The sequence below is a fragment of the Marinicauda pacifica genome, assembly GCF_004793635.1.
Classification (GTDB): domain Bacteria; phylum Pseudomonadota; class Alphaproteobacteria; order Caulobacterales; family Maricaulaceae; genus Marinicauda; species Marinicauda pacifica.
Genome location: NZ_SRXV01000003.1, coordinates 137,015 through 154,800, shown reverse-complemented (window position 1 = coordinate 154,800; position 17,786 = coordinate 137,015). Strand labels below are relative to the sequence as shown.

Sequence of the window (17,786 nt, the reverse complement as noted above, 5' to 3'; positions counted from 1 at the left end):
CTTCGCCTACCACCCGGCCGGTGCCGCCTCATGCGGGCCGGCTTCACATCAACGTTGATCGCTCACTGGAGGATCTAGAATGCGTACTGTGGACTTTTCCCCGCTTTACCGGACGATTGTCGGTTTCGACCGTCTGGCCAACATGATGGATACCGCGTCCAAGCTGGAAGGCGGGTCCGGATACCCCCCGTATAACATCGAGCAGACCGACGAGAACGAGTTCCGCATCGAACTCGCTGTCGCCGGTTTCTCCGAAGACGATCTCGAGCTTGAGGTTCAGGAAAACGTGCTGACCGTGGCCGGAAAGCGCGACCGCGCCGACGAAGACACGTCGCGCACCTTCCTGCATCGCGGCATTGCCGAGCGCGGGTTCGAACGCCGCTTCCATCTCGCCGACCATGTTCAGGTCCGCGATGCGGAGCTGAAGCACGGCATGCTGACCGTGCGCCTTGAGCGTGAGGTCCCTGAAGCCAAGAAGCCGCGCCAGATTGCCATTAACGGGCAGTCGAAATCCGGCGCGAAGCTGATCCAGGGCGGCAAGAAGTCGGCCGCCTGATCAGCTGAGAGCCCGGTCCGGCACCGCGGGTCTCCCCTGCTCGCCAGAGTGCCGGACACCGGCTCTTGCTTTCTCAAGACAGGCAGTATGAAGCGCGTCCGCACCCCCCTTGCGGACGCGCTTTTCTATGTGGAACCGGATGAGGAGGCGGGCAGGCCTAGCTCGCGGCGCAGCGCAGCCAGCTCATCCATCCAGACCCTCGCCGAGCTGTCGGACGGCATGCGCCAGTCTCCGCGCGGAGACAATGCCCCGGCCGAGGTGACCTTGGGTCCGTTGGGCATGGCGGAACGTTTGAACTGCGAGGTCTGGAAAAAGCGCCGGCAGAAGACTTCGAGCCAGCGAACGATTTCCTCCAGCGTGTACTCGCCCTGCTTGTCGATCGCGATGTGGGAGGGCCAGTCGCCGCGTGTGCGGTCGCTCCACGCGCGTTCGGCCAGGAAGGCGATCTTCGCCGGTCCGAGCCCGAACCGCATGGCGTGGTGCAGGTTGAAGTCCTGCAGCGAATACGGTCCGATCGTGCTTTCGGTGCTTTGCAGCGGCTCGTCGGCCGCCGAAGGAATGAGCTCCGGAGAGATTTCGGTTTCCAGAATGGCGTTGAGCGTTTTTGAAACGGGCGCGCCGAACTCCTCGCGCCGGGCGACCCATGCGATGAGGTGCTGGATCAGCGTCTTGGCCACGGCCGCGTTGACGTTGTAGTGGGCCATCTGGTCGCCGACGCCGTAAGTGCACCAGCCCAGCGCCAGCTCCGACAGGTCGCCCGTGCCCACGACCAGGCCGTCATGGTGATTGGCCAAGCGGAAAAGATAGTCGGTGCGCAGCCCGGCCTGGACGTTTTCGAACGTCCGGTCGTACTGCGCCTTGCCTTCCGAATAGGGGTGGTCGAGATCCTCCAGCATGCGTTCGGCGGCCGGGCGGATATCGATGCTCTTGTGCGTGACGCCCAGACCCTCGATCAGCGCCGTGGCGTTGCCGGCCGTCTTGTCGCTGGTGGCGAAGCCGGGCAGCGACACGGCCAGGATATTGGCGCGGTCCAGCCCCAGCCGGTCGAAAGCGCGGGCCGTGACGATCAGCGCCTGTGTGGAATCCAGCCCGCCGGACACGCCGATGACGGCGGTCTTGATACCGGTCGAACGCAGGCGCTGGGCCAGGCCCTGAACCTGGATGTTGTAGGCCTCGAAGCAGTCTTCATCGAGACGGGCAGCGTCGTTCGGCACGAAAGGAAAGCGGTCGATGGCGCGCTCGGTCGGGATGGGCGTGTCCAGCGGCAGGTCGAGTGCAAATCGCACCCGACGAAAATCGCGCAGGCGTTCGGCGGCGCGCGCGGCGGTGTCGCGATAGGTCGCAAAGCGGATGCGGTCCTGCTCTATGCGCTCCAGATCGATATCGGTGAACAGCTCGGTTCCGTCGGGATTGAACCGGTCGCTTTGCGCCAGGGACTGGCCGAGCTCATGTACTGTCAGCTGCCCGTCCCAGGCCAGGTCGGTCGTGCTCTCGCCGACGCCCGCAGCCGCGAATGCGTAGGCGCCCAGGCAGCGGAAGGACTGCACCTGGCAAAGCTGCGCGCGCTCTCGCGCCTTGCCGATCGTGACATTGGAGGCCGACAGATTGGTCATGAGGGTCGCGCCGGCCAAGGCGCCGTCGAGGCTCGGCGGGTTTGGCGCCCACAAGTCCTCGCAGATCTCCACATGGACGCGAAGCTCGGGCAGGTCTTCCGCCTCGAACAGCAGGCGCGCGCCAAATTCAGTTTCCTGACCAGCATAACGCACACTTTCGACCAGGGCGCCTGGCGCTTCGGCAAACCAGCGCTGCTCGTAATACTCGCGGTAGTTGGGCAGATAGCTTTTCGGGACGATCCCCAGAAGGCGGCCGCGGTGAATCACCAGCGCGCAGTTATAAAGCTGGCTGTGAACACGGACCGCGGTGCCCACGAGCAGGAGCGGGCGCCAGGCCTTGCTATGCTCGATCAGGTCACGGGTGGCGGCCTCGGCCGCGTCCAGGATCGGATTTTGATGATGCAGGTCGTCGAGCGAATAGCCGGTAATGCAAAGCTCGGGAAACAGCGCGACCGCCGCATGGCGCTCGTGCGCGTGCCGGGCGAGATCGACGATACGCTCCACATTCACAGCGGGCTGCGCGAGTGCGACCGGCGGGGCGAAGGCCGCGATACGGGCCATGCGGTGACGGTAGATATTGTCGAAAACGGACATGAAGCAGGGCCACTCTTGAGCTAAGCGCCTACTCCTACCGCGAAACTTCTTTTGCTCAAAGTGAGGATTATTGCTCGTGCCCGTCCGGCGTGCGGGTCAGGCCACCGAACCGCGCGTGCCCGCGGCGCCATTGCGCGCCCGGGCCCGGAAATCGGCGGGCATCAGGGCATCTTCCAGGCACGCCTCGGTAAGGTTGGACTGGGTCAGGTTCGCGCCGTGCATGTTGGCATGGGAAAAGTCGGCTTGAACAGCATTGATGTGGCGCAGATCCGCGCGCGAGAGGTCGGCATAGCGCAGGACTGCCCTCTCCAGAGAGGCAGGATGGATGCGGTCATTGGGCAGAAGCAGCGGGCCGAGCTGGGCTTCGCGCAGGTCGGCATTGTTCAGCCGGGCATTGGTCAGGTCGGCACCGCGAAGGTCTGCGCCGCGCAGGCACGCCATGCGCAGGTCGGAGCCGGCCAGCTTGGCGCCTTGCAGGGCCGCGCCTTCCAGATCGATGCCGTAAAGGACCGCGTCCTTGGCCTGAAGCGCGGTGAGATTGCGGCGCGCAAGGCTCTTCAGGCCGCGCAGGTCGCAGCCATTGAAGATGGAGGGTTTGCCTTGCTTGCCCTCGGTCTCGCACCACAGGGCATGTTCCTTGAGAAGCTGGGCGGTTTCCTCCACGTCGGCGCCCGGGGCCGGACCGGTCGGCGCGTCGGTGAGCGCGCCCTCGGTATTCATGCCCTGCTTCTGGCACATCGTCATATTGACGCCGATGAGCACGCTATTGGAGAGGTCCGCGCCGCTGAGGTCGGAGCCAGACAGGTCCGCGCCTTCCAGATTGGCGCCGGGGAAACGTGCGCCGCGCAGGTTCGCGCGCTGCATGCGCGCGCCGATCAGCACGGCATCGGAGAAGTCCGCGCGCTGCGCGATTGCGCCGGTCATCTTCGAATTGGACAGATTGGCGCCGGAGAAATTGGCTTCGGCCACTTCGCCAGGGCGCTGTTCGTGCCGGATCACGGCGAGGCCTTTTTCCCGATCGACCTGGGCAATGGCGCCTTCGCGCATATCGGCCTGATAGAGGTCTGCGCCGGTCAGGTTGGCCCCGCGCAGGACCGCGCCGCGCATGTCGGCCCGGCGCAGGATGGCCCCGGACAGGTTGGCCCGGCGCATGTCGGCCGCAAACAGGTTCGTGCTGGACAGGTTGGCCTGGGAGAAGTTGGCGGCATGCATGATGGCGCCGGAAAAGTCGGCATCGGTGAGGTTGCGTCCCGACAGGTCGAGGCCCTGAAGCACCTTGTAGGCAAAGTTCGCGCGAGCACCGCCCATCTCGCCGGCGAGCAGACGCTCATGGCGATCACAGGCCAGGGTCACCGCCTCTTGGCTCAAGCGTTCGTAGGTGATGCCTTTGCCCATCATGTCGGTCCGCGCCTGTCTCTGGCCGGTACATAACAGGCCAGTCTTTCGTGTACTTTACGCGCGAGGCTTTAACGCGGTGTTTCCGGTCCTGTCAGGCGTACGCGGTTCGCACCCGCTTGCCCCAGGCGCAACAGCGCCTCATCCAGGCTCTCGCCGGCGTGAGACGAAACCTCGGCGTCGAACAGGGCCGGGCGCCGATCATGAAGGGCGAGCGGCCGCCCGGTCTTCAAACGCGAGAAGAAGCCCGCATGGTGGGCGCGCGCGCGGGACTCCCTGACTCCGGTCACGACCGTGATTCCGGCTTTCTGGAGCCACGCAATTCCCTCCCCGGCCACGCGTGTATCGTCATCGGTGACAGCAACGAAGACCGTGTCGACCCCGGCCGCGATCAGCGCGTCCGCGCAGGGCGGGGTCTGGCCGTGATGGGCGCACGGCTCCAGCGTGACATAGGCGGTGGCGCCGCGGGCCGACGGGCCGGCCTGATCGAGGGCGACGCGCTCGGCGTGAGGACGTCCGCCCGCTTGCGTGGCTCCGGCGCCGACCACCCGGCCATCCTTGACCAGTATGCAGCCTACCGCCGGGTTGGGCGCGGTGCGGCCGAGCGCGGCAAAACCCAGCGCCAGGGCAGCGTCCATGAAGCGCAGATCGCGCGGGGTGAGGCCGGGTGTGGTCACGGGCAGGGGGGAAGATCCCTGGCCCGGCTGTGGTCGAGATACTCCGCGCGGGTCGGACGCAGATCGTCCAGCTCGATCAGGAGCGGGTTTCCGGTGGGAAATTCAAATCCGGTGATGGCCTCGTCACTGACCTCGAAAAGCAGTTTGAGCAGGGCCCGCAGCGAATTGCCGTGAGCGGAGACGAGCACGTCAGTGCCGTCCTGAAGACGCGGGGCGATTGTCGTCTCCCAGTAGGGCCGGACACGATCGAGCGTGAGCTTGAGACTTTCAGTGGCAGGAAGCTGCGCCGGGTCGAGATGGCTGTAGCGCGCATCGTGGACGGGGTGGAACGGGCTGTCTTCGGGCACGCCGGGCGGCGGCACGTCGTAGGAGCGCCGCCAGATCAGCACCTGGTCCTCGCCGTGCCGGGCCGCGGTCTCGGCCTTGTTAAGGCCGGTCAGGGCGCCGTAGTGGCGTTCGTTCAGCTGCCAGTCCTTTTCGACGGGGATCCAGACCCGATCGAGTTCCTCAAGGCCCAGCCAGAGCGTCCGGATCGCGCGCTTGAGCAGGCTGGTATAGGCAAAGTGCGGTTCGAACCCGGCAGCGCGCATGAGCTGGCCGCCCTTGCGCGCCTGGGCTTCGCCTTCTTCGGTAAGGTCGACATCGTGCCACCCGGTAAACCGGTTTTCCAGGTTCCACTGGCTTTGGCCATGGCGGGTCAGGACAAGGCGTGTCACGGGAGGTGGCTCCTCAGATTTTTTCGAAACTGGCCGCCTGTTTAACCGATACTCGGGGCAATTCCACTCCCGTCCGCGTCCTTCATGACGCTCTAGCAACACGCGTCGCCCGCTGCTAGACGAGCGGATGCCTGCGGCGTCCCGCTTTTGTGAAAACAGCCGGTGAAAGCTCTACCGTGACATCGACCGACCTGACCCATGAGTCCGTTCTGGCTTCCATGCAGCGCACGCTGGATACAGAAATGGCCGGGTTGTCCGCCCTGCGCAGCTCCATCGGCCGGGATGCCAGCGAGATCGTGCGCCTGCTCGCCGGACTGGAAGGCCGGCTGATCTGCGCCGGGGTCGGCAAGTCAGGTCATGTTGCGCGCAAGATGGCGGCGACCTTTGCCTCGACCGGCACGCCGGCCCAGTTCGTGCACCCCTCCGAAGCGAGCCACGGCGATCTGGGCATGATCACGACCCGCGACGCGGTGCTAGCCCTGTCGAAATCGGGAGAAACGCGGGAGATGGGCGATCTCATCGCCTATTGTCGCCGCTTTGGCGTGCCGCTGATCGCGATGACGGCCGGGGCCGACAGCGCGCTGGCGCGCGGCGCCGACCTGGTCTTTCTGATGCCGAACGCCGCCGAGGCATGCGGGGAGACGCGCGCGCCCACCACGTCGACCACGATGATGATGGCAGCCGGAGACGCGCTCGCGGTGGCGCTGATCGAGGCGCGCGGCTTCACGGCGAACGATTTTGCCCGTTACCACCCCGGCGGTGCGCTCGGCGCAGCACTCGCCTCGGTTGAAGACCTCATGCATGCCGGCGACGAACTGCCTCTGGTCGCGCTCACGGCCTCGATGGGCGACGCGCTGATCGAGATGAGCCAGAAGGGCTTTGGCTGCGTCGGCGTGACCGGCGAGGACGGACGCCTGGCCGGCATCGTGACGGACGGCGATCTGCGCCGCCGCATGGCGCCGGACCTGACCCAGCGCCGGACCGGGGAGGTCATGACGGCCGATCCCATGACCGCCTCGCCCGGCCTGCTCGCCGCCGAGGCGCTGCGCCGCATGACCGCGGGAGACCGCAAGATCACTCAGCTTTTCGTGACCGGCGAGGATGGACGTCCTGTCGGACTCCTCCACATCCACGATCTGCTGCGCGCGGGCGTGTCGTGATGCGGGCGATTTCCTTGCCCGACTGGGCCTTCTATCCGCTGATCCTCCTTGTAACCGCGGGCCTGATTGCTCTCGCCCTCGTGATCCGGCCGGCCGGAACTGCCCCGATCGTGACCGACACGCGGGTCGAGTACCGAGGCGCCTCGCTTGCCGATTTCATCTCCGGTCCAGGCACCTGGGCGAGCTTCATGCCGGATCATCCCGGCAGTCCGGTCGTTCGCACGACCTCGGTCGCTCCGGTCGAAAGTGCCAATTCGGCGGGTATCGGATTCCTGGTTCCCGAGCCATTCGAGGCCGCGGTCCGCGGGCGCAGAATTCGTGTCAGCGCAATCGTTCGTCGCACCGATCCCTCCCTTGAATCGCTCGCCCTGGCGTACTTCACGGCGGCTAACGGAGATTCCGGTTGGCGCGAAATTGCCCTCACCGATGAATTCGAGCCGGTCTCGTTCGAATGGTCGGTCCCCCGCGGCGAGGTCAATGGACAGGAGTGGATCGGCATCTGGCCCGATCCCGAAGGCGGCGCGCGCGAAGTCATCATTCGCCAGGTCTCGGTCGAGATATTGCCGCAAGACTGATGCGCGCGGCTGTCTCCTAAACGCCTCACATGCAGCCACAAGTGGTGTTTTGTCAGTACAAACACAGATGCGCGCCTTGCCGTGCCGACAATCTTGAGTCCACACTTTTCTCGCAAAGGCAGACCGAAGGGGACAGGTCGATGGTATCCTTGCGCTTATCCCTCCTTGAGGGGCAGGTGGACGCGTTCGAAAAAGCGCTCCATGAATTTGTGCAACGGCTGGAACGCGAGTCCGACGATTTCGTCTTTCTGCAGACCGAACGGGCGGGGTGCGGAAAGAAGGCAGTCTTCGAGATCAGCACGGGGCGGGAGCAAACGCTTACCGATTGCCTCGATCATGTGCAGGGCGCGCTGCACCTGCCCGTTTCCGCACAGAACTAACGTTCAAACGGACTGTTTGCGACCGGGCGCGCGCGAACGCTTGACCGCGTGCGCGTTCGGTGGTTTGCACCTAATCCTGTCATCAAGGGATACACACGATCGTGCGCGCAGACCTGACCCCCAATAGCTGGGAATTTGAGACTGAAGCTCTGGTGAAGCCCACCGGATTTCGCGAATACGATGCGCGCTGGTGGTTCGGCCATCCCGGCTCGGACAAAGCCCCTGAAATCAATCTTTATGGCATCCAGGCGCTGGGGCTCGGCCTCGGCACGCTGATCCATGAGCTGGGCATCGAGCCTCGCATCGTGACCGGCCATGATTTCCGCGGATATTCGCTCGGCGTGAAGCAGGCGCTCGAGGTCGGACTGATGCAGGCGGGCATCGAAGTTCACGATATCGGCCTGGCCCTGTCACCGATGGCCTATTTCGCCCAGTTCGACCTGGACATTCCCGCCGTCGCCATGGTCACGGCGAGCCACAACTCGAATGGCTGGACCGGGGTGAAGATGGGTGTCGAGCGTCCGCTCACCTTCGGGCCGGACGAGATGGGGCGGCTGAAGCAGATCGTCCTGAACGAGGAATTCGAGGCCAGGGGCGGCGGATCCTGCGTGCGCGAAACCGGCGTGTTCGAACGCTACATCGCGGACGTGGCTGGCGAGACGCGGCTGTCACGCCCGATCAAGGTCGTGGCCGCATGCGGAAACGGCACGGCCGGTGCGTTCGCGCCGAAGGCGCTGCGCGCGATGGGCGCGGAAGTCATCGAGCTCGATTGCGAGCTCGATCACACCTTCCCGCGCTATAATCCCAACCCGGAAGACATGAAGATGCTGCACGCCGTGCGCGATGCGGTGCTCGAGCACAAGGCCGATGTGGGCCTGGCGTTCGACGGCGATGGCGACCGGTGCGGTGTCGTCGATAATGAGGGCACCGAGATTTTCGCCGACAAGGTCGGACTGATGCTGGCGCGAGACCTTTCGGCCAGTCATGCCGACGCGGTCTTCGTGGTCGATGTGAAATCGACCGGGCTCTACGCTATCGATCCGGTCCTGAAGGCCAATGGCGCCAGGACCGATTACTGGAAGACCGGCCACTCCTATATCAAGCGGCGCAGCCACGAGCTGGGCGCGCTCGCCGGGTTCGAGAAGTCGGGTCACTTCTTCCTGCGCCCGCCCATTGGCCGAGGCTACGACGACGGCCTGGTGGCGGCGCGTGTCATCCTGGAGATGCTCGACCGGGCCGGGACCAAGACCATGGCCGATCTGCGCCGCGACTTGCCGGTCAGCTACGGCTCGCCGACCATGTCCCCGGCCTGTGCCGATGAGGTGAAATACGATGTGGTCGACCGCATCGTGAGCGCGTTTCAGGCCAAGAAGGAGGCCGGCGAGACAATCGCGGGGCGTGCAATCGAGGACGTGAACACGGTCAACGGGGTCCGGTTCACGCTTAGCGACGGGGCCTGGGGCCTGGTGCGGGCGAGTTCGAACACGCCCAACCTCGTCGTCGTGGTGGAAAGCCCGAACTCGGCCGAAGACGTGAAGGCTGTGTTCCAGGCGATCCAGAACGAGCTGGCACGCCACGACGACGTCGGCGAATTCGACCAGACGCTCTAGGCCTCACCCGGTCTCGCAATCGCCTCCCCGCCACCGGCGCGGACGGAGGAAAACAGTTGCACCGCTTCGCGCAAATGGCGTAGCGGTCGATCAGTTGCCGCCAGGCGAAAGCGAACAGACTGGAGTGTGTCCATGCGCGTTGCGATGATCGGAACCGGGTATGTCGGGCTTGTCTCGGGAGCGTGCTTTGCCGATTTCGGCCATCACGTCACCTGCATCGACAAGAACCAGGAAAAGATCGACATGCTGCGTGCAGGCGGGGTGCCGATCTATGAGCCGGGCCTCGATCTGCTCGTCGACCGCAACATGCGCGAGGGCCGGCTGGACTTTGCCACGGACCTGACCGAAGCGGTGCGCGCGGCCGATGTGGTTTTCATCGCCGTTGGAACCCCGTCGCGCCGGGGCGATGGCCACGCCGATCTCAGCTATGTCTATGCCGCGGCAGAAGAGATCGCCAAGGTGATGGACGGGTTCACCGTCGTCGTCACCAAATCCACCGTGCCGGTGGGAACCGGTGACGAGGTCGAAGCGGTGATCCGCAAGGCGAATCCGGACGCCGAATTTGCCGTGGTCTCCAACCCGGAATTCCTGCGCGAAGGCGCGGCGATCGAGGACTTCAAGCGGCCCGACCGCGTGGTCGTGGGCGTGGAGGACGATCGGGCCCGGGAGGTGATGCGCGAGCTCTACCGCCCGCTCTTCCTGAACGAGACCCCGATCCTGTTCACCGAACGGCGCACCTCGGAGCTGATCAAGTACGCGGCGAACGCGTTCCTGGCGATGAAGATCACCTTCATCAACGAGATTTCCGACCTGTGCGAGGCGCTGGGCGCCGACGTGCAACAAGTGGCACGCGGCATCGGGCTGGATAACCGGATCGGGAAGAAATTTCTTCACGCGGGTCCCGGCTATGGCGGGTCGTGCTTTCCCAAGGACACGGTCGCGCTCAGCCGCACCGCCCAGGAAGCCGGCAGCCCGGTGCGACTGGTCGAGACGACGATCGACATCAACGACAAGCGCAAGGCCGCGATGGCGGAGCGCATCGTCAAGGCGTGCGGCGGCTCTGTCGATGGCAAATCCATCGCAGTGCTGGGCCTGACCTTCAAGCCGAACACCGATGACATGCGCGAAGCGCCGAGCCTGGACATCATCCCGGCGCTGCAGAAGCAGGGCGCGACGATTTCCGCCTACGATCCTGCCGGGACGGTGGAAGCGGAAAAGCATTTCACCGACGTCAAGTTCGCGTCCGGTCCGTATCTGTGCGTGGAAGGTGCCGACGCGCTGGTCTTCATTACCGAATGGAACGAGTTCAGGGCGCTCGACCTTGACCGGGTTCACGATCTCATGCGCGGCAATGTCGTTGTGGACCTGCGCAATATCTACGACACGCGGCAGATGACGGAGTCCGGCTTCGTCTACACCAGTGTCGGACGCGCCGGCCGCTCCTGATCCGCGCCGATCGCCCGGCTCGTTCGCATGCACCGAGCGTCATCCAGGCGGGCCTGCCAAGCCTGTACTTGGCGAGGCGAAACGGCTTATCCTGCTTCAGGTTTCCGGCTGCGGGCGCAGCGGCGTTCAACAAGTAAAAGAGGTCGTGAATGACACGGGTACGCAAGGCCATCATCCCGGTGGCCGGAATGGGCACGCGCGTGCTTCCCGCCACGAAGGTGATCCCCAAGGAACTCCTGCCGGTGTTCGACCGGCCCGCGCTGCAATACGTGATCGACGAGGCGCGCGAAGCCGGGATCGAGCATTTCGTCCTCGTCACCGGGCGCAACAAGGGCGCGATCGAAGACTATTTCGACAGCGCGTACGAACTGGAAGCCGGGCTGGAGGCGAAGAAGAAAACCGCGCTGCTGGACGAGCTCAAGGACTTGCTGCCGGAGGCGGGCGCGTTCAGCTTTACCCGTCAGCAAGCCCCGCTCGGCCTTGGACATGCCATCTGGTGCGGGCGCGACATCGTTGGCGACGAGCCGTTCGCCGTGCTCTTGCCCGACATGATCATGGTCAATGACCGGCCTTGCCTGGCCGAGATGGTCGAAGCCTACGACAAGGTCGGCGGCAACCTGGTCTCGGTCGAGGAGGTTCCGGCCGAGGACGTCTCCAAGTACGGCATCATCGAGCCGGGCGAGACCCGGTCCGGTCTGATCGAGATGCGCGGCATGGTGGAAAAACCGGCTCGCGAGGCCGCCCCGTCGCGCTACATGATCTCTGGACGGTACATCCTCCAGCCGGAGATCTTCCAGTTGCTGGCTTCCCAGGAACCTGGCGCAGGCGGTGAAATCCAGCTCACCGATTCCATGCTGAAGCTGATGAAGACAAGCCCGTTCCACGCCTTCCCCTTCACAGGCCGGACCTACGATACCGGCTCCAAGCTCGGCTATCTGGAAGCCTTTGTCGGCCTGGCGCTGGAAAGCGGCGAGTTTGGCGCGCAGAGCCGCGAGGTCGTCGAGGCCTTGCTCAAGGCACGCCGCTAATTGCGATCCTGACGCGGCCCTGAAATCCCGGGGCCGGCCGGCGCAAGAAGCAGCCAGAGCGCGGCCGAGGTCGCGCCAAGACCGGCCAGCGAGATCCAGAGCGCCGGATTGGCGAGGAGGCTCGTCCAGGCAAAGCCCTCACGCGCGGCGGTCGCGATCTGATCGCCGAACACGGCAAACAGGACCGGCCGTACCCAGCCGGTTGCCAGCGTGCCCAGAAGAAGCGCTCGAAGAGAGAAGCCGGACAGTCCGGTCACCATGGCGCAGCCTGCGCTTGGAAGCACCGGGACCAGCCGCAGCACCGCTGTCATCAGGACGGGTCGCCGGCGCGCCCGACGGCTGAGCAGGCGCAGGAAGGCTTGGCGGCGCCGGTCGCGGATGAATTGCGCCAGCGTTCGCGAGGCCCGGCCAGGCGTCTGCCAGCTGATCACGTACACGATCATGCCCGCGAGCACCATGGCCGCAAAATAGAGAAGGCCCGCCTGCCATCCGATCACGGCGCTGGTGGCAATCACCGAGACCGTGCCGAACGGCGCCAGGACCAGCTGGGAGGCGAAGAACCAGGCCCCGGCCACCAGGGTAAACACCACAAGCGCGCGTCCCTCCGTTTCCGGAGCGGCCAGGAGGACGAGAAGTGCCTCGCGGTTCAGCGCCGCGGCCAGACCGGCAGCCAGGCTGAAACCGATGAAGAGCACGACGCGCAAGGGCGGGAAGGTGAGGCGTGATGACACGAGGCCTGTCCGGGCCGGGTTACAGATTGACCCGCTTGAAGATGAAATGCGGCGTGGCACGCACGGCCAGCATGATGAAGCGCCAGAACCAGGGCGCGTAGACGGTCGGCCCGCTTTTCTCGATGGCCCGGTCGACGATCGCGGCAATGTCCTCGGGCGACGCCCAGAGCGGGCCGCCCTTTTCGACGTCGCTGGTCATGGGCGTATCGACGAAGCCCAGCTTCAGGTTGACGGCGCGCGGCGCGTCATCCAGTCCGCCCCATTTGTGAGCCAGGCCTTGCATCAGGACCGAGAGGCCGGCTTTGGCGGAGCCGTAGACGAAATTGGACCGGCGTCCGCGATCGCCCGCGACCGAGGAGGCGGTCATCAGGACGCCGCGCGATTTCGCGCCGGCTTCCAGATGGCGCGCGCCAGCCAGCACCCATTGGGCGGCACTGGTATAGGTCACGTCCATGATGCGGGCGGCTTCGCCGGGATCGGTCTCGGCCCCGGCCTGGTCGCCCAGAACGCCGTAGAAAAGCAGGATCGTATCCAGCCCGCCCAGTGCCGCGCTTGCATTGGCCAGGATGGTGTCGGTCTGGATCGTGTCGGTAAGATCCATGGCCAGCGTATCGACCGTGCCAGCCCCGCGCACACGCAGATCGTCGGCTTCGGCCCGCAGGGCTTCCCCGTCGCGGCCCACCAGGTAGAGCGAGGCACCTTTGCCTGCTTGCACCCGGGCGCTTTCGCGGGCCATCGCGGAGAGGGCGCCCAGCACGAGAATCTTGCGGTTTTGATCAGTCATCGGTCACCCGGCGCCAGAATTGAGAGGAAAGAAGAGGGTCGCGCATGGCTTCCACGCGCGTCCAGTCCGGATAGCCGGCCTTGAACATGCCGGCGGACATGCGCCCGTCCTTGGCCGGATAGAGACGCCCGCCGGCCTCGGCCACGATGCGGTCCAGATCGGCCATGAGGGAGAGGGTGTGCTCGCCGGTATTGGCAAAGTCGAGCGCAAGCGTCGCGCCCTGCTTCGGGAAAGACAGCACACCTTCGGGCGCGTATTCGCCGAAGGTCTTGAGGACAGCCAGGAAGGACCCGAGCCCGGACGCGGCGATACGCGTCAGCATGGCGCGCGTTGCCTCGCGCGCGGTCTCGAATCCGATGACGGACTGGTACTGGTAGAAGCCCCGCGCGCCATAGAGCCGGTTCCAGTCCCGGACCGAGTCCAGCGGATGGAAGAAGCCGGAATAATGAATACGCGCGCGCGCGGGCTTCATCAGCTGGCGTTTGCGGTAGGCGAGATTGAAGGTCTTGAGCGTGAGCGGGTTGAGCGCGAAGCCGGGCAGGTCGACCGGCAGGGCCGGGCCGGCCTTGGCCGGATGCGGCGTCAGCGCGCCCTCGTCCGCCCAGTCGCCGCAGGACAGGACGCCCTGTCCGAGCCGGTCGCCGCTTGCGGTGCAGTCGATCCAGGCCACCGTGTGCTCGTGCTCTTGCGCGCGCGTCTCGGCAATGTCGAAGAAATGGTCGACGCCGGTCAGCGCTTCGGTGCGCTGATCTATGAAGGCGGAGGCGATGGGCACGAGGTCGATTTCCGCTTCGAGAATAATCCCTGTCAGGCCAAGTCCGCCGATTGTCGCGGCAAACAGCTCGGGGTCGGTCTCGCGCGTGACGTCTTGAATGCCGCGATCGGACCGCTCCAGGCGGATCGAGCGTACATGGCGACCGAAACTGCCCGCCGAATGATGGTTCTTGCCGTGCACATCGTTGGCGATGGCGCCGCCGAGCGTGACATAGCGCGTGCCGGGAACCGTCGGCAGGAAAAGCCCGTGGGGCACGATGGCGCGCAGGATGTCGTCAAAGCTCACCCCGGCCTCGGCGCGAAGGACGCGGGCCTCCACGTCGAGCGCAATGAAGCGGTCCAGGCCGCGCGTCTCGATCAATGCGCCGCCGGGATTGAGATTGCTGTCGCCGTAGGACCGTCCGAGACCATAAGCGAGGGCGGTGAGCCCGCGGTCCCCGGCCTGGTGCAGGAGATCGCGCACCGCTCCCGTCCGGCGTGGACGCGCGACCTGGTGCTCGCCCTCCACCACCCGGCCCCAGGACTTGTGCCCGGTCTCGGTGCGGAATGGGTCGGTCACAGGAAGCTCGCCGCGGCGAACGCGACCGCCAGGACGACGCCAAGTGCCAGGCTGATCCTGTCGCCGACCGCAAAGGCCACCGGATCGTCGTCGAGCTCCCCGCGATGGGCGAGCAACCAGATGCGCAATACCCAGGAGCCAATCACGACCGGGACCACCCAGAGAAACCCGGGTTCGGAGTAACGCAATACCGGCATCGCATCCTCGGTCACGTAGAGGCACAGGATGACAATGGCGGCCATGCCGGAAGACAGGCCCACGCCGAGCGAGAACGGACCGTCCTCCGCGGTGTAGCCCCGGCCGTTCAGCCGCGTGCCCGGTTCGGCGGCGGCAATCTCGACATGGCGCTTGGCCATGGACAGCGAGAGGAAGAAGAACATCGAGAAGCTGAGCAGCCAGAACGACACCGCTGCGCCGATGGCGGCGACGCCGATCAGGAGGCGTAGCGTGAACAGCGCCGCCAGGATCATCACGTCGACGACCGGTTTGCGCTTCAGCCCGAAAGAATAGCTCAGCGTCGTCGCCAGATAGGCAGCGAGCGCGACGACAAGCGCGAGATTGACAAAGAGCCCCAGCAGAAGACCGGCGAGGATGAGCGCGGGGGCTGCGATCATTCCGATCCAGACCGGCAGGGCGCCGGTCGCCATCGGCCGGAGGCGCTTGGACCGATGCCGCCTGTCTGCAGGCAGATCGGCCAGATCGTTGAGCAGGTAGGTGCCCGAAGCGACCAGGCCGAGGGCAAAGAATGCCGTTATCGCCGCGAGGATTGCGGCGGGGTCGTAATACAGGCCGCTGAGAAGCAGGGGCGCAAAGACCAGAAGGTTCTTGGCCCATTGGTGCAAGCGGAGCGCCTTGCGCCAGACCCGCGTGGTGAGTGCCTCGTTTTCGAAGCTTCGCTCGACCGGCTTGCCGAGCCGGCCGGCGGCGCGCGTGGTGCCGGGCGAGGCGCCGGCCAGGATGATCGCGTCGGCGTCCTGCCAGACTTTCAGGTCGGCCCGGCTGTCGCCGGCATAGACATAGCCTTCGGGAAAGCGCTCGCGCAGATAGGCCTGCTTGTTCGCGCCTTTCAGATTGACCTCGGTTGACGTCCCGGTTGCGCTGTCGAAGACGTCGAAATGGGCCGCGATCCGGTCGGCGATGCGCTGGTCGGTGGCCGTGACGAGATGGACCTGCCGGCCCGTCTGCCGCTGGTGTTGGAGAAATTCGAGAAGGTCCTCGCGCACAGGCAGCGCTTCGATGTCCAGCTCCACATCCGCAGCCAGGCGCCGCTTGAAGGCCGGCCGCCCTTCATACAGGCGCAGGCAGCAGACTGCGGTGCGGGCAGGGCGGGCGAAGATCGCTGCGGCAAAGTTCTCCACCAGCGTATCGGTGCGAAGCAGCGTACCGTCCAGATCGACAATAAGGGGCAGATGGGTCGTCACGGCTGGTCGTCCTGCTGGGGCGGATCGAGCGGTTCGAGGACCGGCTTCGGGGCGAAGGTGAAATAACGATGCCCGAGATAGCTGGTCACGATCGGGGAGGCGACGCCGACCGCGTGCGCCAGCTCGGCCGGGTAGAAGGTCCACCCGATGGCGGGAAGCAGCAGCCGGGCAAGCCCCATCGTAACGAGCCAGACCTGGGCCAGCGCGATGACGTTGACGATGGCAAAGCGGACGTATTCCTCATGCACCTGCCGCCCGGACAGCTTGAACACGAAAATGCGGTTCAGCGTGTAGGCGGTGGTCATGCCGATCAGGTATGCGACGACCACTGACCATTCGAGCGGCATGACGAACAGCAAGAGCACGTTCGAGAGCCAGTTAATGGCCGCCGCGATCGCGCCGGCCACCACGAAGGTGATGAATTCACGCGACATCGTGCTCGTCCTGGCGGGCATCGCCGATCTGGCTGACCAGCCGCCGGGCGTAACGGATACTCTCCGACACGCCCCGGTCTTCGGGATAGTAGAAGCAGGTGTCGGCGATCTGCAGGCCTTTGACCGGCGTGACCGGGTCGGGGATCATTTCGGCGAATCCGGTTTCGCACACGGGCTGGGCATACCGCAGCCGCCCCACATGGGAGGCGAGCAGGTCTTCGCGCTTCAGCGAGGGATCGACCGTCTTCAGATAGCCGAAGCTCTCGTCCACGAAACTCTCGTCGTCGCGCGTGAACTTCTCGTGGGTCTGGGGCATGTAGTAGGGCACGTAGACGACGTGACCGTCGGTCGGGCGGAGGTTGGAGAATTCAACGAAGCCGGGAATATCGATCCGCGTATCGCTGATATTGACCCAGAAATTGTCCGTAATCGGACGGGTCAACTTGTGCAGCACGCAGACCACGCCGATATTCTTGATCTTTTCGTACGGCGCGCGCAGCTGGGCATGCGCCTCGTCGAACAGGTCCGGGACATAGGGTGTAGGGATGGTGGAGATGACGTGCTCCGCCTCGAAGTGGGCGCCGGAGGCGGTTTCCACGCCCGTCACCCTCATGTCCTCGATGCGCAAATGCGTCGCGCGGTCCTTGTAATGAATGCGGCCGCCGCGCTTGGTGATTGCCTCAGCCAGCGCATTCATCAGCGTTTGCGACCCGCCCTCGATATAGCCGAGCCGCTCCTCGAACAGAGATTTGCGCGAGTTGCCGAGCCGCTTGATCCGCTGCCAGATCCAGGCGGCCGAAATATCGTCGGCGAACTGGTAGAATTTCAGTTCCAGCAGCCGGCGCCAGAGCCGGTCATAGGCCTTCTGGCCGGACCAGCCGATGAACCAGTCCTTGGCGCTGATCTTGTCCAGGCGTTCCCAGTCGCTGCGCTTGGTCGACAGGAACATCTGCAGCCCGTACCGCACCTTGGTCACGATATCGATGCCCGGCGCCTGAAGCAGGGAGACCGGATCGCCCCAGCGGATCAGATGGCCGTCGAGATAATAGCCCATCTTGGTGCTGACCCATTTCATCGCATCCGGCATCCCCAGCTCTTCAAGCAGGGCCAGCGTGTCGGTGTCCGACAGGCAGCAGAAATGATAGAAGCGCTCGATCGACAGGCCGTCGAAGTCGAAGTGGGCCGCCATGCCGCCCGGCCGGTCGTCAGCTTCGATGACGTCGACGTCATAGCCTGCCTTCAAGGCCTCGTAGGCGGCGGCGAGACCCATGGGGCCAGCGCCGAGAACGATCAGCTTCTGCGAGGGGGATTGCGCGGTATCGGCCATGGGGGG

At 65.2% G+C, this 17,786-nt stretch carries 17 protein-coding genes; 7 read left to right on the top strand and 10 right to left on the bottom strand.

Annotated elements, in window-relative coordinates:
- The first annotated feature begins 79 nt into the window (after positions 1-79).
- The gene (locus E5162_RS10730; RefSeq protein WP_135945263.1) at positions 80-556 is read left to right on the top strand and encodes an Hsp20 family protein; all 477 of its coding nucleotides are present in this window, start codon (positions 80-82) and stop codon (positions 554-556) included.
- A 125-nt stretch (positions 557-681) separates the two neighbouring features.
- Here E5162_RS10730 and E5162_RS10725 read toward each other — a convergent pair whose 3' ends face one another.
- The 4 genes from E5162_RS10725 to gpmA all read right to left on the bottom strand — a co-directional run bounded on the left by E5162_RS10725 (position 682) and on the right by gpmA (position 5,551).
- The gene (locus E5162_RS10725; protein WP_135945262.1) at positions 682-2,763 is read right to left on the bottom strand and encodes an NAD(+) synthase; all 2,082 of its coding nucleotides are present in this window, start codon (positions 2,761-2,763) and stop codon (positions 682-684) included.
- A 96-nt stretch (positions 2,764-2,859) separates the two neighbouring features.
- Complete coding sequence (locus E5162_RS10720) at positions 2,860-4,161, bottom strand: pentapeptide repeat-containing protein (RefSeq protein ID WP_135945261.1); 1,302 nt, start codon at positions 4,159-4,161, stop codon at positions 2,860-2,862.
- 68 nt (positions 4,162-4,229) lie between these two features.
- Positions 4,230-4,835, bottom strand: coding sequence for a bifunctional diaminohydroxyphosphoribosylaminopyrimidine deaminase/5-amino-6-(5-phosphoribosylamino)uracil reductase RibD (gene ribD, locus E5162_RS10715; RefSeq protein WP_233342201.1), 606 nt, complete (start codon positions 4,833-4,835; stop codon positions 4,230-4,232).
- Positions 4,832-5,551, bottom strand: a complete 720-nt coding sequence (gene gpmA / locus E5162_RS10710; protein ID WP_135945260.1) for a 2,3-diphosphoglycerate-dependent phosphoglycerate mutase — start codon at positions 5,549-5,551, stop codon at positions 4,832-4,834. Before gpmA ends, ribD begins: the two co-directional genes overlap by 4 nt.
- A 191-nt stretch (positions 5,552-5,742) precedes the next feature.
- On the opposite strand from gpmA, the gene E5162_RS10705 reads away from it, so the two are divergent.
- The 6 genes from E5162_RS10705 to galU all read left to right on the top strand — a co-directional run bounded on the left by E5162_RS10705 (position 5,743) and on the right by galU (position 11,750).
- On the top strand, positions 5,743-6,711 hold the full coding sequence (locus E5162_RS10705) for a KpsF/GutQ family sugar-phosphate isomerase (protein WP_135945692.1): 969 nt from the start codon (positions 5,743-5,745) through the stop codon (positions 6,709-6,711).
- Positions 6,711-7,286, top strand: coding sequence for a hypothetical protein (locus E5162_RS10700; protein WP_135945259.1), 576 nt, complete (start codon positions 6,711-6,713; stop codon positions 7,284-7,286). Before E5162_RS10705 ends, E5162_RS10700 begins: the two co-directional genes overlap by 1 nt.
- Positions 7,287-7,462: 176 nt before the next feature.
- Positions 7,463-7,666: a hypothetical protein gene (locus E5162_RS10695; RefSeq protein WP_135945258.1), complete on the top strand. Its 204-nt coding sequence runs from the start codon at positions 7,463-7,465 to the stop codon at positions 7,664-7,666.
- Between the two features lie 101 nt (positions 7,667-7,767).
- Positions 7,768-9,276: a phosphomannomutase/phosphoglucomutase gene (locus tag E5162_RS10690; RefSeq protein WP_135945257.1), complete on the top strand. Its 1,509-nt coding sequence runs from the start codon at positions 7,768-7,770 to the stop codon at positions 9,274-9,276.
- A 132-nt stretch (positions 9,277-9,408) separates the two neighbouring features.
- On the top strand, positions 9,409-10,722 hold the full coding sequence (locus E5162_RS10685) for a UDP-glucose dehydrogenase family protein (RefSeq protein WP_135945256.1): 1,314 nt from the start codon (positions 9,409-9,411) through the stop codon (positions 10,720-10,722).
- A 149-nt stretch (positions 10,723-10,871) separates the two neighbouring features.
- Positions 10,872-11,750 (top strand): UTP--glucose-1-phosphate uridylyltransferase GalU, encoded by an 879-nt coding sequence (gene galU / locus E5162_RS10680; RefSeq protein WP_135945255.1) that lies wholly within the window; start codon positions 10,872-10,874, stop codon positions 11,748-11,750.
- Here the strand turns inward: galU and E5162_RS10675 are convergent.
- From E5162_RS10675 to E5162_RS10650, 6 genes are read right to left on the bottom strand one after another with little or no spacing between them, the layout of a single operon-like run.
- Positions 11,747-12,481, bottom strand: a complete 735-nt coding sequence (locus tag E5162_RS10675) for a VTT domain-containing protein (RefSeq protein ID WP_158291285.1) — start codon at positions 12,479-12,481, stop codon at positions 11,747-11,749. The genes galU and E5162_RS10675 overlap by 4 nt on opposite strands.
- A gap of 19 nt (positions 12,482-12,500) precedes the next feature.
- Positions 12,501-13,265, bottom strand: coding sequence for an SDR family NAD(P)-dependent oxidoreductase (locus tag E5162_RS10670; protein WP_135945253.1), 765 nt, complete (start codon positions 13,263-13,265; stop codon positions 12,501-12,503).
- Entirely contained in the window at positions 13,258-14,598 is a 1,341-nt protein-coding gene (locus tag E5162_RS10665; protein ID WP_135945252.1) for an FAD-binding oxidoreductase, read from the bottom strand. Before E5162_RS10665 ends, E5162_RS10670 begins: the two co-directional genes overlap by 8 nt.
- Complete coding sequence (locus tag E5162_RS10660) at positions 14,595-16,019, bottom strand: UbiA family prenyltransferase (RefSeq protein ID WP_158291284.1); 1,425 nt, start codon at positions 16,017-16,019, stop codon at positions 14,595-14,597. Before E5162_RS10660 ends, E5162_RS10665 begins: the two co-directional genes overlap by 4 nt.
- A complete protein-coding gene (locus E5162_RS10655; RefSeq protein ID WP_206751101.1) occupies positions 16,016-16,453 on the bottom strand; it encodes a GtrA family protein in 438 nt (145 codons plus the stop codon). The genes E5162_RS10660 and E5162_RS10655 overlap by 4 nt, the downstream gene beginning before the upstream one ends.
- On the bottom strand, positions 16,443-17,780 hold the full coding sequence (locus E5162_RS10650) for an NAD(P)/FAD-dependent oxidoreductase (RefSeq protein ID WP_135945249.1): 1,338 nt from the start codon (positions 17,778-17,780) through the stop codon (positions 16,443-16,445). Before E5162_RS10650 ends, E5162_RS10655 begins: the two co-directional genes overlap by 11 nt.
- Positions 17,781-17,786 lie beyond the last annotated feature (6 nt).

Coding starts and splice junctions, on each gene's coding strand:
- E5162_RS10730 (WP_135945263.1), top strand. CDS start 80: ATGCGTACTGTGGACTTTTCCCCGCTTTACCGGACGATTGTCGGTTTC.
- E5162_RS10685 (WP_135945256.1), top strand. CDS start 9,409: ATGCGCGTTGCGATGATCGGAACCGGGTATGTCGGGCTTGTCTCGGGA.
- E5162_RS10650 (WP_135945249.1), bottom strand. CDS start 17,780: ATGGCCGATACCGCGCAATCCCCCTCGCAGAAGCTGATCGTTCTCGGC.
- E5162_RS10725 (WP_135945262.1), bottom strand. CDS start 2,763: ATGTCCGTTTTCGACAATATCTACCGTCACCGCATGGCCCGTATCGCG.
- E5162_RS10720 (WP_135945261.1), bottom strand. CDS start 4,161: ATGATGGGCAAAGGCATCACCTACGAACGCTTGAGCCAAGAGGCGGTG.
- E5162_RS10655 (WP_206751101.1), bottom strand. CDS start 16,453: ATGTCGCGTGAATTCATCACCTTCGTGGTGGCCGGCGCGATCGCGGCG.
- E5162_RS10670 (WP_135945253.1), bottom strand. CDS start 13,265: ATGACTGATCAAAACCGCAAGATTCTCGTGCTGGGCGCCCTCTCCGCG.
- galU (WP_135945255.1), top strand. CDS start 10,872: ATGACACGGGTACGCAAGGCCATCATCCCGGTGGCCGGAATGGGCACG.
- E5162_RS10700 (WP_135945259.1), top strand. CDS start 6,711: ATGCGGGCGATTTCCTTGCCCGACTGGGCCTTCTATCCGCTGATCCTC.